This is a genomic window from Variovorax rhizosphaerae, assembly GCF_037889975.1.
GTDB lineage: Bacteria > Pseudomonadota > Gammaproteobacteria > Burkholderiales > Burkholderiaceae_C > Variovorax > Variovorax rhizosphaerae.
In genome coordinates this window covers 359,513-374,164 of the sequence record NZ_JBBKZT010000004.1, presented here as the reverse complement: position 1 = coordinate 374,164, position 14,652 = coordinate 359,513, and the positions used below count along the sequence as shown (strand labels likewise).

Below are 14,652 nucleotides of genomic sequence, written 5' to 3'. Positions count from 1 at the left end.
CTCACACCACGTCGGCGACAGGCGCGCCGGTCAGGCGTTCGAGGTCTTGCGGCGCCAGACGCACGACCGCATGCGGATGGCCGGCGGCAGCCCAGATCTCGTCGAAGCGGAACAGCTCGCGATCGATCAGCGTGACGGCCGGGGTGGCATGCGCGAAGGGCGACACACCGCCGATGGAGAAGCCGGTCTTCATCTTGACGAAATCGGCATCGGCGCGGCCGGTCTTGCCGACGATGGCATCGACCTTCTTCTCGTCCACGCGCTTGTCGCCCGAGGTGATGACCAGCACGGCCGACTCGTCGCTCTTGCGGCGGAAGATGATGCTCTTGGCGATCTGGCCGACCGCGATGCCGAGCGCGTCGGCCGCCTGCTGCGCGGTGCGCGCCGCATCGTCGAGCATCTGCGGCGCATGCGGATGGCCGGCCTCCTGCAGGGCACGGGCGACGCGCTGGACGCCGTCGGGAAGAGAATGAAGTTCAGAACCGCACATGGCTGGACGAAGAAAGAATGCGGGAACCGTACGCAGAGGACGCGAAGGTTCCGCGAAGGACGCAAAAGGAAGACAGAAGAAGTTTCATTTTTTCATTGTCTTCTTTCGTGTCCTTCGCGGAACCTTCGCGTCCTTCGCGTCCTTCGCGTCCTTCGCGTCCTTCGCGTCCTTCGCGTACGACCAAGTCCGCATTCATTCAGCCCTTACCCAGCACGCTTCGTGCGAATCGCCTTCGACGCCCGCGAGTTCGGCTCGCGGCCCAGCGCCTGGCTGATGTAGACGCCGGCGTCGATGAGCTTGTCGAGGTCGATGCCGGTCTCGATGCCCATGCCCTGCAGCATGTAGACCACGTCCTCGGTCGCGACGTTGCCGGTCGCGCCCTTCGCATACGGGCAGCCGCCGAGGCCGGCCGACGAGGTGTCGTACTGCCACACGCCCATCTCCAGGCTGGCGAGCGTGTTGCCCAGCGCCTGGCCGTAGGTGTCGTGGTAGTGGCCGGAGATGTCGTCGATGCCGTAGTGCGCCAGCGTGGCCTCGATCGCGCGCTGTACCTTCACCGGCGTGCCGACGCCGATGGTGTCGGCCACGCCGACGTGCTGCACGCCGATGTCCTTCATGAGCTTGGCGAGCCGGCCCACGGCCTCGGGCGCGATCTCGCCTTCGTACGGACACCCCACCGTGCACGACATCGCCCCGCGCACGTAGATGCCCTTGTCGCGCGCCGCGGCGACCACAGGTGCAAAGCGTTCGATGCTCTCCGCGATGGAGCAGTTGATGTTCTTCTGGCTGAAGGACTCGCTCGCCGCGCCGAACACCACGATCTCGTCGGGCCATTCATCGCGCGGCGCCGCGATGGCCGCCTCGAAGCCCTTCATGTTGGGTGTGAGCACCGAGTAGCGCACGCCCGGCTTGCGCGTGATGCCATGCATCACCTCGGCGTTGTCGGCCATCTGCGGCACCCACTTCGGGCTGACGAAGCTGGTCACCTCGATCTCGCGCAGGCCCGCGTCCTGCAGGCGATGCACCAGGCCGATCTTGACTTCGGCGGGCACGGGTTGCTTCTCGTTCTGCAGGCCGTCGCGCGGGCCGACATCGACGATCTTGACGTGGGCGGGGAGTTTCATGATGTGTCTCGTTTCAAGAGGATGCGTTCGCCCGCGTCACCATACCCGCAACGCGGAAGGCGGCCGTGCGCGATGGAAGAAAGCCAATGTCGCAGGGGCAGGAAATCTCATGTGCGGTGACGCGTGTCTAACGGGATCTTGAACAGATCTTGGTGAGCAAAAAGGGCTCAAGCCCACCGTACCCGCCTAATAGCCGCGGCCGGGATCGACCACGCCCGGCAGCGCGTCGAATGGGACACCCGCCTCCAGCGCTCGGATCTTGCCGGCGATCTGCGCAATGGATTCCTCGCGCAGCGTGCGCGCCGAGGCATGCGGCGTGACGGTGATCTTCGGATGGCGCCAGAAGGGATGCGCGGGCGCGAGCGGCTCGGCAGTGAACACGTCGATCGTCGCGCCGGCGAGCTGGCCGGCATCGAGCAGCGGAATCAGGTCGTCCTCCACCAGATGGGCGCCGCGCGCGACGTTGATGATGTAGCCACCGGGCTTGCCGCCGTTGAGCTTCACGAGGTTGTCGCGGCACATGATGCCGCGCGTCTCGGCGGTGAGCGGCAGCAGGCAGACCAGCACGCGGCTCACGGCCAGGAAATCATCGAAGCCCGCCTCGCCGGAGAAGCACTGGATGCCGTCGATCTGCTTGGGCGAACGGCTCCAGCCCATCACCGGAAACTCGAACTGCCCGATCGCCTTGCCCACGCGCTCGCCCAGTACACCGAGGCCCATCACGCCTACGGTGAAGTCCTTGCGCTCACGTGGTCGGCGATAGCTCCAGCGGCCCTCGCGCGCATCGGCCTCGTAGACATCGAACTCGCGGAAGTGGCGGATCAGCGCATGGCAGACGTACTCGGCCATCTGCACCGACATACCGGCGTCGTCGAGCCGCACGATGCGGGTCTGCGGCGGCACCTTGAGTTTCAGCAAGGCATCGACGCCCGCGCCGATGTTGAAGAGGCCACGCAACTGTTGCTGCTCGTCGAGGAATTCCTGCGGCGGCGCCCACACCACCGCATGGTCGGCCGGCGCGTCGCCCGGTGACCAGGGCGAGATGTCGGCATCGGGCAGTTCGGCTTGCAGGCCGGCGACCCAAGGTTCGGGGCGGTTGTTGTCGGTGAGGCAGACGGTGATGCGCATCGATCGAGCTTACCCAATCAGGCGCCGGCCGTGATGCGCAGCAACTCGTTGCCCTCGGCCACCTGGTCGCCCGGCGCGAACATGAGTTCCTCCACCGTGCCGTCGGCCGGTGCGGCGATGGTGTGCTCCATCTTCATCGCCTCCATCACCGCCAGCGGCTGGCCCTTGCTGACCTTGTCGCCGGCCTTGACTGCGAAGGAGACGACCTTGCCCGGCATCGGTGCGGTGAGGCGGCCGCCTTCAGCCTGTGTGTCGCCGGCATGCGCGAGGCGGTCGACCGCGAGGATCTTCGTGGCGCCCTGTGCCGCGAAGACATGCGAGCTGCCGTCGCGTTCGTAGACGTTCAGCGTGTGGCGACCGCCGTTGAACTCGACCTCGAATTCGCCGGACGGGAACTGGCCCACGACCAGCGGACCCGAGACGCCACCAGCCTCGAGGCCGAAGCTGCCGTCGCGCTTGTAGGTCAGCGTCGCAGACGCAGGCTCGCCGCGGAATTCGAAGTCGAAGCGGCGCTTGTATTCGCCAAGTGCACGGAAGCCGTCGCGCCGCGCGAAGGGCTCGGGCATGGCGGCCGGCCATTCGGTGATGCACTGGCGCGCGATGGCCGCGGCCGCAGCGAGCGGCAGGCCGAGCGGCTCGCGGTCGAACAGCACGGCGCGCTCGCGCTCGATCAACGCGGTGTCGAGGTTGGCATTCGCAAAGGAATCGGTCGCGATGATGCCGCGCAGGAACTGCACGTTGGTCGACACGCCGACGATGTGCACCTGCGCCAGCGCCGCATCGAGCCGCGCCAGCGCCTCGGCGCGCGTGCTGCCGTGCACGATGAGCTTGGCGATCATCGAGTCGTAGAACGGCGAGATCTCGCCGCCCTCGCGCACGCCGTCGTCGATGCGCACGCGGCTGCGCTGGAAGGCCGTCGCTTGCGGCTTGCGGTAGACGTGCAGCGTGCCGGTGGCGGGCAGGAAGTTGTTGTCGGGGTTCTCGGCGCAGATGCGCGCCTCGATCGCATGGCCGTGGATCTGGAGTTGCTCCTGCTTCAGCGGGAGCGGTTCGCCGGAGGCCACGCGCAATTGCCATTCGACGAGGTCCAAGCCAGTGATGGCTTCGGTCACCGGGTGCTCGACCTGCAGGCGCGTGTTCATCTCCATGAAGAAGAAATTCATGGCGCTACCGTCGCGCTGCTCGACGATGAATTCCACCGTGCCCGCACCGACGTAGTTCACCGCCTTGGCCGCCGCCACCGCCGCCGCGCCCATCTCCGCGCGCATCGCCTCGGTCATGCCAGGCGCAGGGGCTTCTTCCAGCACCTTCTGGTGGCGACGCTGTACCGAGCAATCGCGCTCGAACAGGTAGACGCAGTTGCCATGCGTGTCGCCGAACACCTGAATCTCGATGTGGCGCGGACGCTGAACGTACTTCTCGATCAACACCGCGTCGTCGCCGAAGCTGTTGATGGCCTCGCGCTGGCAGGAAGCGAGCGCGGCGGCGAAGTCTTCCGACTTGTCGACCGCGCGCATGCCCTTGCCACCACCGCCGGCACTGGCCTTGATGAGCACGGGATAGCCGATGCGATCGGCTTCGCGTTGCAGCAGCGCCGGGTCCTGCTCGCTGCCGTGGTAGCCGGGCACCAGCGGTACGCCGGCCTTTTCCATCAGCTGCTTGGACTCGGCCTTCAGGCCCATTGCCTTGATGGCCGACGGCGGCGGGCCGATGAAGACCAGGCCCGCGTCGGCGCAGGCTTGTGCGAATTCCTCGTTCTCGCTGAGGAAGCCGTAGCCTGGGTGGATGGCTTCCGCACCGGTCGCCTTGGCGGCCTCGAGGATCTTTTCCCAGCGCAAGTAGCTGTCCTTCGGTGCACTGCCGCCGAGGTACACCGACTCGTCACAGGCGCGCACATGGTTGGCATTCGCATCGGCATCGGAATACACGGCCACGGTGCGGATGGCCATGCGGCGTGCTGTCGCCGCCACGCGGCAAGCGATCTCTCCACGGTTGGCGATGAGGATCTTCTTAAACATGGGACTTGTCTTCCGAGGAGGGTTTCTTGAGTTGGAATGCCGGCGTCACGCCCGGGTCGGGTTTGCCGCTGAAGATCTTCCGCACGCGGTTCACGAGCCCGCGCAGGAAGCGCCAGCTCTTGCGGATGAGCCACACGCTCAGCACCAGCACGATCGCGAACACGATGAAGAACACCACCGGGTGCGCCACAGCGAGCCACAGGCTCGCCGGCACCATGCTGTCTTCCACCAGCGAGGCGCCCACATTGCTGAAGGGCTCCGGCGATGTGTTGATGGCGGCCCGCGTGGTCGCCTTGGCGGTATGCGCCGTTGCCGCAAGCCCGCCGCCGAGCAACGCGGCCACCAGTGCCATCGCCCCGTTGTCCGCACCGAACACGCCGGCCGCCAACGCGGCACCTGCCGGCACACGGATCACGGTATGCACCATGTCCCAGAGCGAATCGAGGCCGGGAATCTTGTCGGCGAAGAACTCGACGAAGACCATGAAGCCGCTGGCCGCCAGCACCACCGGATGGGCCAGCATCTGCAAGCCGCCGGGCAGAGGCATCCAGCCGAAGAAGCCGGCCAACCCCACCAGCAGGATCACCAGGTAGAGGCGCACGCCGCTGGCCCAGCCGATGGCACCGGCCAGGGCGAGCAGTTGGGGCATGTCGAGGGATGTCACACCAACCAGGAAGGTTTGCGCTTTTGCAGGAAGGACTGCACGCCCTCGCGACCCTCATCACTGGCGCGGATGTCGGCAATGCCGTCCACGGTCTGCGCGATCAGCGCGTCGTCGATCTCGCGACCCGCCACATCGGCAATCAGCGTCTTGCAAGCGCGCACGGCCGCGGGGCTGGCATTGCACAGCGCCTTGACGATCTCATCGACCTTGGCATCGAGTGCATCGGCGCCGACCACCTCGTGCACGAGCCCGATGCGATGCGCCTCGGCCGCGCTGAAACGCTCTGCCGTGAGGAAGTAGCGTTGTGCCGCACGTGTGCCCATCGCACGCAGCACATACGGACTGATGGTCGCGGGGATGAGGCCGATCTTCACTTCACTGAGGCAATACCAGGCCGTGTCGACGCTCACCGCCATGTCGCAGGCCGCGACCAGTCCCATCCCGCCGGCATACACGTCGCCCTGCACGCGCGCGACCACCGGTTTCGGGCACTCGTGGATCGCGCGCAGCATGCGGGCCAGCCCACCGGCATCGGCAATGTTCTGCTCGTGCGTGAAGTCCGCGGCGCGGCGCATCCAATTCAGGTTGGCGCCGGCACAGAACGCCGGGCCGCGCGCGCCGAGCACGATCACGCGCACCGCCGCCATCGAGGCCACCAACGCGAAGGCGGCGCTCAGCTCCGCGATGACGACTTCATCGAAGGCATTGCGCAGGTCCGGCCGGTTGAGCCAGATGCGCGCGACGGGGCCCTCGGCCTGGACTTCGAGCGTGGTGAATGAAGTGGGTGTTGCAGTCGTCATCAGGCGCGTGTCTTTTGTTGCAGCAGGTAGACCCAATCGAGTTCGGGTCCGGGGCGGCCCATGGCCGTGAGCGCGGCCGAGAGCTGGCCGCGGTGATGGGTCGCGTGGTTGAAGGCGTGGCCGAGCGCGGGCGCAAAGGGGATGTGCACCGTCTCGCCGTTGTTGCGTGTGTAGACCAGTTCGCCTTCGAAGCGCGAAGCATCGAGCGTGGCCAGCCAAGGCGTCCAGCGCCCGACGGCGGCGCTGAGCGCCGCGATCACCGATGCGCGATCGGCATGCAGTTCCGTGTCGAGCGGCAGTCGCAGCGAATGGTTCTCGGCGAAGCGCGCGTACCAGATGTTGTCGGTCACCAGCAGGTGGTTGACCGTGCGATGCACCGAGCCGAAGTACAGGCCGCTGTGGCGATGCCACTCGTCGTCGCTGATGGGCGCCAGGTTCGATTCGAGCAGGCGCGCCGTCGCCCACGCGTGGTAGCGCGCGAGGGAGGCAAAGTACTTCTGGAGTTGCATGACGATCTCCCGGTTGGGTTCATCACATGCGGAACACGCCGAACTTCGGTTCCGGGATCGGCGCATTGTGCGCAGCCGACAGGCCCAGCGCCAGCACGCGGCGCGTGTCGGCCGGATCGATGATGCCGTCGTCCCACAACCGCGCGGTGGCGTAGTACGGATGGCCCTGGTCCTCGTATTGCTGGCGGATGGGCGCCTTGAATGCTTCTTCCTCTTCGGCGCTCCACTGGCCGCCCTTGAGCTCGATGCCGTCGCGCTTGACCGTGGCCAGCACGCTCGCGGCCTGCTCGCCACCCATCACGCTGATGCGCGCGTTGGGCCACATCCAGAGGAATCGCGGCGAGTACGCACGGCCGCACATGCCGTAGTTACCGGCGCCGAAGCTGCCGCCGATGATGATGGTGAATTTGGGAACATTGGCCGTGGCCACCGCCGTCACCATCTTGGCGCCGTGGCGGGCGATGCCTTCGTTCTCGTACTTCCGGCCGACCATGAAGCCGGTGATGTTCTGCAGGAACACCAGCGGGATCTTGCGCTGGCAGCACAGTTCGATGAAGTGCGCGCCCTTCTGCGCCGACTCGGAAAACAGGATGCCGTTGTTGGCGACGATCCCGACTGGCATGCCTTCAATCTCGGCAAAGCCACAGACCAGCGTGGCACCGAAGCGCGCCTTGAACTCGTGGAACTCGCTGGCGTCGACGATGCGGGCGATGATCTCGCGCACGTCGAAGGGCTTGCGCGTGTCGGTCGGAATCACGCCGTACAACTCTTCGCGCGGAAAGTCCGGCGCGGCCACGCCGGGATGCGGCGCATCGGTCGCGTCCTTGCGGTTGATGTTGGCGATGGCCGAGCGCGCGAGCGCCAGCGCGTGCAGGTCGTTCTGCGCGAGGTGGTCGACCACGCCGGAGAGCCGCGTGTGCACGTCGCCGCCGCCGAGGTCTTCTGCCGTGACGACTTCACCCGTGGCCGCCTTCACCAGCGGTGGGCCGCCCAGGAAAATCGTGCCCTGGTTCTTCACGATGATCGACTCGTCGCTCATCGCCGGCACATACGCGCCACCCGCCGTGCAGGAGCCCATGACCACCGCGATCTGCGGGATGCCCTGCGCGCTCATCTGCGCCTGATTGTAGAAGATGCGGCCGAAGTGCTCGCGGTCCGGGAAGACCTCGTCCTGGTTCGGCAGGTTGGCGCCGCCCGAGTCGACCAGGTAGATGCAAGGCAGGCGATTTTGCTCGGCGATCTCCTGCGCGCGCAGGTGCTTCTTCACCGTCATCGGGTAGTAGGTGCCGCCCTTCACCGTCGCATCGTTGCAGACGATCATGCAGTCGACACCACTCACGCGGCCGATGCCGGCGATGATGCCGGCGCCCGGCGCCGATTCGACACCCTTGCCATCGAGGTACATCGCATGCGCAGCCAGCGGCGCGATCTCGAGGAACGGCGTGCCCGGGTCCAGCAACTCGGCCACGCGGTCGCGCGGCAGCAGCTTGCCGCGCGCGGTGTGCTTGGCCCGCGCGGCCTCGCCACCGCCGGCCTCGACCTTGGCGAACTGCTTGTGCAGATCATCGACCAAAGCGCGCATCGCAGCGGCATTGGCCTGGAAGTCGGCCGAGCGGGGGTTGAGTTTGGATTCGAGTTTGGTCATGGCTATTGTTCTTGGCGAAGGCCGTCGGAAATGCGGATACCGGACGCAGAGGACGCGAAAGTTTCGCGAAGGACGGGAAAGAAGACCGAAAAGGATTCCTTTTCTTCTTTTTGTCTTTTTCGCGTCCTTCGCGTTTCTTCGCGACCTTCGCGTACGGTCAAGTCCGCATTCATGCAGTCTTCTCCTCGTTCAATCCGAGCTCATCCTTCATCGCATCGCGAATCTTGAACTTCTGGATCTTGCCGGTCACCGTCATCGGGAACTCGGGCACGAACTTGATGTACTTCGGCACCTTGTAGTGCGCGATCTGGCCCTTGCAGAAGTCGCGCACCTCGTCTTCGCTCACGGTCTGGCCCGGCTTGGAGATGATCCAGGCGCAAAGTTCCTCGCCGTACTTCTTGTCGGGCAAGCCGACGACCTGCACGTCCTGCACCTTGGGGTGGCGGTAGAGGAACTCCTCGATCTCGCGCGGATAGATGTTCTCGCCGCCGCGGATCACCAGGTCCTTGATCCGGCCGACGATGTTGACGTAACCCTCGGCGTCCATCGTGGCCAGGTCGCCGGTGTGCATCCAGTCTTCGGCATCGATGGCCTCGCGCGTCTTGGCCTCGTCTTCCCAGTAGCCCAGCATCACCGAATAGCCGCGCGTGCAGAACTCGCCGGACTCGCCGCGCTTCACCACGGCACCGGTCAAAGGGTCGACGATCTTGATGTCGATGTGCGGTTGCACCGTGCCGACCGTGGACACGCGCTTTTCAAGGGGCGTGTCGGTCGAGCTCTGGCAGCTCACCGGGCTGGTCTCGGTCATGCCGTAGGCGATGGTGATCTCGCGCAGGTGCATCTGCTCGACCACGCGCTTCATCACCTCGGTGGGGCACGGCGAGCCGGCCATGATGCCGGTGCGCAAGGTCGACAGGTCGAATTCCTTGAAGCGCGGATGGTCCAGCTCGGCGATGAACATGGTCGGCACGCCATGCAGGCCGGTGCACTTCTCGGCCTGCACCGTTTCCAGCACGGTGATCGGGTCGAAGCCGTCGTTCGGATACACGATGGCCGAGCCATGCGTGAGGCAGGCCAGGTTGCCCAGCACCATGCCGAAGCAGTGGTACAGCGGCACCGGGATGCAGAGCCGGTCCTGCGGCGTGAGCTTCATGCACTCGCCGATGAAGAAGCCGTTGTTGAGGATGTTGCGATGCGTCAGCGTCGCGCCCTTGGGGAAGCCGGTGGTGCCGCTGGTGAACTGGATGTTGACCGCGTCGTTCGCCTTCAATGTCTTGCCGATCTGCGCGATGCGCGCATCGGCCGGGTCGCCGCTCGCGAGCAGGTCGGAGAAGCGTTGCATCCCTTCCTTGACGCCCTCGCCCGGCTTGTCGATCCAGACGATGTGCTGCAAGGTCGGCAGCTTGGCTGGCCCGAGTTCGCGCAGCATGCCCAGGTAGTCGCTGGTCTTGAACTGCGACATCGACACCAGCGCCTTGCAGCCGACCTTGTTGAGCGCGTATTCGACTTCCGAAGTGCGGTACGCCGGGTTGATGTTGACCAGGATCAGCCCGACCTTGGCGGTGGCGATTTGCATCAGCACCCACGGTGCGTTGTTGTGCGACCAGATGCCGATGCGGTCGCCGGGCTTCAGGCCCAGGTTCAACAGGGCGCTCGCGAGCCGGTTCGATTCGGTCTGCAATTCAAGGTAGGTGAAGCGCTTGCCTTCGTGGCGGCTCACCAGCGCCTCGCGCCCGGGCTGCTTCGCGACCATGTCGTCGAAGAAGTCGCCGATGGTCTGTTCGATCAATGGCACGTCGGTGGCGCCATGGGCGATGCTGCCCGTCGTCGTGATCGCGATATCGCTCATTCGTTTGTCTCCTCGTGCAATGTCGTCATTGGCGCACGTTGACCATGGTGGCCTGCATCAGCGCCACCACCTTGCCGGCGTCTTCGCCGTTGAAGGCGAGGACCTCGCCGGTGCAGACCGTCATGAGCTTGCCCGCGTTCTGCACCTTGCCCCGCGCCAGGAAGCGCTGGCCGATGGCGGGTCGCAAAAAGTTCACCTTGAACTCCGCCGTGACGATGCCGCAGTCCGGCGGCGACCGGGTCAGCGCCGCATAGCCGCAGGCGCTGTCCACCACACTGGTGATGGCGCCTGCATGGACAAAGCCATGCTGTTGCGACAGCCCTCCGGCGAAGGGCAGTTCGATGTCCACCTCGCCGTCCGCCACCCGGGCCAGTTGCGCACCCAGGGTCGACATCAGGCCCTGGGCATCGAAGCTGGCTGCAATGCGCTGGCGAAGTTCATCGGTCACCATGCGGCGTGCCCTCAAGCCGTCTCGGCGAACAGTTCGCGCCCGATCAGCATGCGCCGCACTTCGCTCGTGCCCGCGCCGATCTCGTACAGCTTGGCATCGCGCCACAGGCGCTCCACCGGGAAGTCCTTGGTGTAGCCCACGCCGCCCAGTGTCTGGATCGCCTCGCCGGCCATCCAGGTCGCCTTCTCGGCCGAGTAGAGGATGGCGCCGGCCGCGTCCTTGCGGAAGGTGCGCGCATGGTCGTTGCGGTCGCAGGCCTTGCCGACGGCGTAGACATACGCACGCGTGGCTTGCCAGGTCGAGTACATGTCGGCCAGCTTGCCTTGCATCAGCTGGAATTCGCCGATGCTCTGGCCGAACTGCTTGCGCTCGTGGATGTACGGCAGCACCGCGTCCATGCAGGCGGCCATGATGCCGAGCGGGCCGCCGGAGAGCACGGCACGCTCGTAGTCGAGGCCGCTCATCAGCACCTTCGCGCCTTGACCCTCGCCGCCGAGCACGTTCTCTTCGGGCACTTCGCAGTTGTCGAAGAAGAGCGGGTAGGTGTTGCTGCCGCGCATGCCCAGCTTGTCGAGCTTGGTGCCGGCGCTGAAGCCCTTGAAGTTCTTCTCGACGATGAAGGCGGTCATGCCGCGCGCGCCCATCTCGGGTTCGGTCTTGGCATAGATGACCAGCGTGTCGGCGTCGCCGCCGTTGGTGATCCACATCTTGCCGCCGTTGAGCACGAAGTAGCCTTCCTTCTTCTCGGCCTTGAGCTTCATGCTCACGACGTCGGAGCCGGCGTTCGGCTCGCTCATGGCCAGTGCGCCGACATGCTCGCCGCTCACCAGCCCGGGCAGGTATTTCTTCTTCTGCGCATTGGTGCCGTTGCGGTGGATCTGGTTCACGCACAGGTTGGAGTGCGCGCCGTATGACAGGCCCACTGAAGCCGAAGCCCGCGAGACTTCTTCCATCGCGACGATGTGCGCGAGGTAGCCCAGTTCCGTGCCGCCGTATTCCTCTTTCACCGTCATGCCATGCAGGCCGAGGTCGCCGAGCTTCTTCCACAGGTCCTTGGGGAACAGGTTGTCGCGGTCGATGTCGGCCGCACGGGGTGCGATCTCGTTGGCGGCAAAGTCCTGGATCGCGTCGCGCAGCGAGTCGATGGTGTCGCCCAGGTCGAAGTTCAGGCCGGGATCGTGCATGGGTTCTTGTCTCCTCAGGGGGGTGTGGCTCGCGCCGCGGATTGGCGCGCCAAGAATCGCAGCTTACGCCCTGCACCGTCGCAATTGGCGCCACAATGGTTGCAAATTGCGCCACCTGATTCGCCAAGCCGCATGTCGTCCTCACAGCTCCTTCCCGCCGGCCGCGCGGCCACGCCGATGGCCTTCGTGCGAGCGATCGTGTTGGGCTACAAGCGCTACGGAATGGACCCGGCAGAGGCACTGCGACAGGCACAGATTGCGCCGCGCGAGGTGAACAAGCCGCAGTCTCGCGTCACCGCCGCGCAGTTCGAGGCGCTCAATGCCCATGCCATGCAGGAGCTCGACGACGAGGCGCTCGGCTGGTTCTCGCGCAAGCTGCCCTGGGGCAGCTACGGCATGCTGTGCCGGGCCTCGCTCGGCTCGCCGGACCTGGGCGTCGCCATCAAGCGCTGGTGCCGCCACCATCGCCTGCTGACCGACGACATCCTGCTCGACCTGCAGGTGGCGGGCGGCATCGCCACCGTGACGATCACCGAGCAGCGCGACCTCGGCGACTTCCGCGAGTTCTGCCTGGTGTCGAACCTGCGCTTCCTGCACGGCTACGCCTGCTGGGCCATCGATTCGCGCATCACGCTGCGCGAGGCCGGCTTTCCCTTCGACGCGCCGCCGCACCGCGATGCCTACCCGCTCATGTTCAGCGGCGAGCTTTGCTTCGGCGCAGCCCACGCCAGCTACAGCTTCGATGCGCGCTACCTGGCCCTGCCGCTGCAGCGCGACGAACGCGCCTTGCGTACCATGCTCAGACGCGCCCTTCCACTTACCGTGCTGCAGTACCGGCGCGACCGATTGCTCGGCCAGCGCGTGCGCGAGCTGATGCGCTCCCGCCCTGCCGAAGTGGTCCATGCCGAGGCACTGGCCACCCTGCTCCACATCTCCACGCGCACGCTGCACCGGCAATTGCACGAGGAAGGCGTGTCGCTGCAAGCGCTGAAGGACGAAGTGCGCAAGGAGCAGGCCATCGACCAGTTGCTGCGTAGCACGCGGCCCATCAAGCAGGTGGCGCTGGCCGTGGGCTTTCGCAACGAAAAGAGCTTCTCACGCGCCTTCCGCGAATGGACGGGCGAATCGCCGGGTGCGCTGCGACGCCGCTCGGCGGGGGCGGGTGAATAGCGCGGCGCGTCGGCGGCTATTTGAGGAAGCGGAACGGCGGCATGAACATCGGCATGTCGAAGCTCGACTTGGGTGGTTCGGCTCCGACCCACGGCCCCATGCGGAGCAGGTCCTTGCCAACCTTGCCGGCGTACTGCGGGTACTTCTCCAGCAGCACCTTGCCATCCCGCTCCTGCTCGTCTTTCACCTCGATCGCGCCGTTGACGGCCTTCGACGCGCCGGCGACATCGCCGCGTCCGCTCTCGACGCTGGCATGCAGGTTGCCGAGGTACTTGATCTTTCCGCCGTCCACACGGAATCGCAGTACTTGCGCACCCTTGCCCGGAACAATGCGCTGGCCCGTTCCACTGTCGGCAATCACCCAACTTGAGAATTGATGGTCGCCGGCGGGGAGCGAGAGGACGTACAGCCGCCCCTGGACTTCCTCGAAATCGTTGCCGCCGGGAATGGGATAGTTGGACGATTGGAGCGCTGCGCTGCCGGCGGTGCTGAGCGTGCCCTCGTCCAGGTACACGATCGCCTTGGCCCGCGAGCCACTCTCCCGGTCGTGAGAGACCGAAAAGACCACCACGCCATTGTTCGGATCGTCTTCCGGGTTCGCGTCACGCGCCACTTGCACGGCGCACGCACTGAGCGCGGACGCCAACAGCACCGTCACCAGCCGGGGCCAGCGGATCTTGAGGAAATGGATCATGGGATGGACGGACTTGCGTCCGCGAGGCGGCGGCCTGCGCCGCGTGGTTGATTGAAAATGGAACGACTGCGTTGCTGCACGCACGAAACATCCCGCAGGCGTCGCGCCTGCGCACTCTGGCGCATTGCACGCTCTGGCACGTGAGCTTGCATCACCGGCACTGTCTTCCCCTTGTATGGCCGCAGACCGACAGCGGTCACTTTAGCGCAGGCTCGCACGCCTGCGCCGCCCACCGCACAATGGTCCTCTTGAGAAACAAAACTCGTTGAGTCCGTTTCTCTCTTGAGAAACAAAACTCGTTGAGTCCGTTTCTCTGCGAACGCCTGCCCCGGCCACGGGGTTGGAATGCTCTTGAGAAACAAAACTCGTTGAGTCCGTTTCTCTGCGAACGCCTGCCCCGGCCACGGGGTTGGAATGCTCTTGACTCGATGTGGCTTTGCCATCTCGACTCAATCCCCCGCGGGGGGCGGGCTGGGCATGGCCCGGCCCTGGGGGCTCTTCACCGTCATTTCTCCCAAGGAGGATTCGCGATGACCATCCGTATCGGCACGCTGTGCTATGTCGACAGCAGCTGCGAAGCCAGCCCCGCCACCCGCGGCGCGGTCGGGCGCATCGTCGAGGTGGTGTCGGCACCCTACGAGGCGCCGGACCTGAGCTACCTGCCCGGCACCTACTACGACGTGGCCTTCGAAGGCTGGACCTACTTTTGCCGCAGCGACAAGCTGCATCCCATTTCCGACCCCGGCGCGGACGTCGGCGAATGGCAGGAGGAATTCCTGAACGCCTGAGAGGAAAGCCCACCCCCGCAGCGCCTGCGGCGCACCCCCTCAAGGGGGCGCACCCAGCGGCCCGGCAAGCCGGTTCCGCGGGGGCCCACGAACAGGCATTGCTCGCACTGGTTTCATGCGTCGTGGGTCACGCGATTA

Annotated in this window: 15 protein-coding genes; 2 read left to right on the top strand and 13 right to left on the bottom strand. The window is 65.7% G+C overall.

Annotation, left to right across the window (positions count from 1 at the left end; genetic code table 11):
* Window position 1 precedes the first annotated feature (1 nt).
* From WKW82_RS10935 to WKW82_RS10880, 12 genes are all read right to left on the bottom strand, one after another.
* Window positions 2–490 carry a YbaK/EbsC family protein gene (locus tag WKW82_RS10935; protein ID WP_340342314.1) on the bottom strand — a complete coding sequence of 163 codons (489 nt, stop codon included), beginning with the start codon at window positions 488–490 and terminating at the stop codon, window positions 2–4.
* A 203-nt stretch (window positions 491–693) separates the two neighbouring features.
* Entirely contained in the window at window positions 694–1,614 is a 921-nt protein-coding gene (locus WKW82_RS10930) for a hydroxymethylglutaryl-CoA lyase (protein WP_340342313.1), read from the bottom strand.
* Between the two features lie 186 nt (window positions 1,615–1,800).
* Window positions 1,801–2,742 (bottom strand): 2-hydroxyacid dehydrogenase, encoded by a 942-nt coding sequence (locus tag WKW82_RS10925; protein WP_340342312.1) that lies wholly within the window; start codon window positions 2,740–2,742, stop codon window positions 1,801–1,803.
* 17 nt (window positions 2,743–2,759) lie between these two features.
* Window positions 2,760–4,760, bottom strand: a complete 2,001-nt coding sequence (locus WKW82_RS10920) for an acetyl/propionyl/methylcrotonyl-CoA carboxylase subunit alpha (RefSeq protein ID WP_340342311.1) — start codon at window positions 4,758–4,760, stop codon at window positions 2,760–2,762.
* On the bottom strand, window positions 4,753–5,424 hold the full coding sequence (locus WKW82_RS10915) for a DUF4126 domain-containing protein (RefSeq protein WP_340342310.1): 672 nt from the start codon (window positions 5,422–5,424) through the stop codon (window positions 4,753–4,755). Before WKW82_RS10915 ends, WKW82_RS10920 begins: the two co-directional genes overlap by 8 nt.
* Window positions 5,421–6,224: an enoyl-CoA hydratase/isomerase family protein gene (locus tag WKW82_RS10910; RefSeq protein WP_340342309.1), complete on the bottom strand. Its 804-nt coding sequence runs from the start codon at window positions 6,222–6,224 to the stop codon at window positions 5,421–5,423. Before WKW82_RS10910 ends, WKW82_RS10915 begins: the two co-directional genes overlap by 4 nt.
* The gene (locus WKW82_RS10905) at window positions 6,224–6,733 is read right to left on the bottom strand and encodes a DinB family protein (protein ID WP_340342308.1); all 510 of its coding nucleotides are present in this window, start codon (window positions 6,731–6,733) and stop codon (window positions 6,224–6,226) included. The genes WKW82_RS10910 and WKW82_RS10905 overlap by 1 nt, the downstream gene beginning before the upstream one ends.
* 22 nt (window positions 6,734–6,755) lie before the next feature.
* Window positions 6,756–8,378 (bottom strand): carboxyl transferase domain-containing protein, encoded by a 1,623-nt coding sequence (locus tag WKW82_RS10900; protein WP_340342307.1) that lies wholly within the window; start codon window positions 8,376–8,378, stop codon window positions 6,756–6,758.
* 2 nt (window positions 8,379–8,380) lie between these two features.
* Window positions 8,381–8,551 carry a hypothetical protein gene (locus tag WKW82_RS10895; protein ID WP_340342306.1) on the bottom strand — a complete coding sequence of 57 codons (171 nt, stop codon included), beginning with the start codon at window positions 8,549–8,551 and terminating at the stop codon, window positions 8,381–8,383.
* Window positions 8,548–10,227 carry an AMP-binding protein gene (locus WKW82_RS10890; RefSeq protein ID WP_340342305.1) on the bottom strand — a complete coding sequence of 560 codons (1,680 nt, stop codon included), beginning with the start codon at window positions 10,225–10,227 and terminating at the stop codon, window positions 8,548–8,550. The genes WKW82_RS10895 and WKW82_RS10890 overlap by 4 nt, the downstream gene beginning before the upstream one ends.
* A gap of 25 nt (window positions 10,228–10,252) precedes the next feature.
* Entirely contained in the window at window positions 10,253–10,678 is a 426-nt protein-coding gene (locus WKW82_RS10885; protein ID WP_340342304.1) for a PaaI family thioesterase, read from the bottom strand.
* Between the two features lie 11 nt (window positions 10,679–10,689).
* A complete protein-coding gene (locus tag WKW82_RS10880) occupies window positions 10,690–11,862 on the bottom strand; it encodes an isovaleryl-CoA dehydrogenase (RefSeq protein ID WP_340342303.1) in 1,173 nt (390 codons plus the stop codon).
* A gap of 132 nt (window positions 11,863–11,994) precedes the next feature.
* Between WKW82_RS10880 and WKW82_RS10875 the strand changes: the two genes are divergently transcribed.
* The gene (locus tag WKW82_RS10875; protein ID WP_340342302.1) at window positions 11,995–13,032 is read left to right on the top strand and encodes an AraC family transcriptional regulator; all 1,038 of its coding nucleotides are present in this window, start codon (window positions 11,995–11,997) and stop codon (window positions 13,030–13,032) included.
* Between the two features lie 16 nt (window positions 13,033–13,048).
* On the opposite strand, the gene WKW82_RS10870 is transcribed toward WKW82_RS10875, so the two are convergent.
* Window positions 13,049–13,726, bottom strand: a complete 678-nt coding sequence (locus WKW82_RS10870) for a hypothetical protein (RefSeq protein ID WP_340342301.1) — start codon at window positions 13,724–13,726, stop codon at window positions 13,049–13,051.
* 530 nt (window positions 13,727–14,256) lie between these two features.
* Here WKW82_RS10870 and WKW82_RS10865 point away from each other — a divergent pair.
* On the top strand, window positions 14,257–14,514 hold the full coding sequence (locus tag WKW82_RS10865; protein WP_340342300.1) for a hypothetical protein: 258 nt from the start codon (window positions 14,257–14,259) through the stop codon (window positions 14,512–14,514).
* The last annotated feature ends 138 nt before the right edge of the window (window positions 14,515–14,652 follow it).

What these genes read in the sequence shown, in the direction of transcription:
- WKW82_RS10935 (WP_340342314.1), bottom strand. Translation starts at nt 490, where the DNA reads ATGTGCGGTTCTGAACTTCATTCTCTTCCCGACGGCGTCCAGCGCGTC.
- WKW82_RS10930 (WP_340342313.1), bottom strand. Translation starts at nt 1,614, where the DNA reads ATGAAACTCCCCGCCCACGTCAAGATCGTCGATGTCGGCCCGCGCGAC.
- WKW82_RS10925 (WP_340342312.1), bottom strand. Translation starts at nt 2,742, where the DNA reads ATGCGCATCACCGTCTGCCTCACCGACAACAACCGCCCCGAACCTTGG.
- WKW82_RS10920 (WP_340342311.1), bottom strand. Translation starts at nt 4,760, where the DNA reads ATGTTTAAGAAGATCCTCATCGCCAACCGTGGAGAGATCGCTTGCCGC.
- WKW82_RS10910 (WP_340342309.1), bottom strand. Translation starts at nt 6,224, where the DNA reads ATGACGACTGCAACACCCACTTCATTCACCACGCTCGAAGTCCAGGCC.
- WKW82_RS10905 (WP_340342308.1), bottom strand. Translation starts at nt 6,733, where the DNA reads ATGCAACTCCAGAAGTACTTTGCCTCCCTCGCGCGCTACCACGCGTGG.
- WKW82_RS10900 (WP_340342307.1), bottom strand. Translation starts at nt 8,378, where the DNA reads ATGACCAAACTCGAATCCAAACTCAACCCCCGCTCGGCCGACTTCCAG.
- WKW82_RS10895 (WP_340342306.1), bottom strand. Translation starts at nt 8,551, where the DNA reads ATGAATGCGGACTTGACCGTACGCGAAGGTCGCGAAGAAACGCGAAGG.
- WKW82_RS10890 (WP_340342305.1), bottom strand. Translation starts at nt 10,227, where the DNA reads ATGAGCGATATCGCGATCACGACGACGGGCAGCATCGCCCATGGCGCC.
- WKW82_RS10885 (WP_340342304.1), bottom strand. Translation starts at nt 10,678, where the DNA reads ATGGTGACCGATGAACTTCGCCAGCGCATTGCAGCCAGCTTCGATGCC.
- WKW82_RS10880 (WP_340342303.1), bottom strand. Translation starts at nt 11,862, where the DNA reads ATGCACGATCCCGGCCTGAACTTCGACCTGGGCGACACCATCGACTCG.
- WKW82_RS10875 (WP_340342302.1), top strand. Translation starts at nt 11,995, where the DNA reads ATGTCGTCCTCACAGCTCCTTCCCGCCGGCCGCGCGGCCACGCCGATG.
- WKW82_RS10870 (WP_340342301.1), bottom strand. Translation starts at nt 13,726, where the DNA reads ATGATCCATTTCCTCAAGATCCGCTGGCCCCGGCTGGTGACGGTGCTG.
- WKW82_RS10865 (WP_340342300.1), top strand. Translation starts at nt 14,257, where the DNA reads ATGACCATCCGTATCGGCACGCTGTGCTATGTCGACAGCAGCTGCGAA.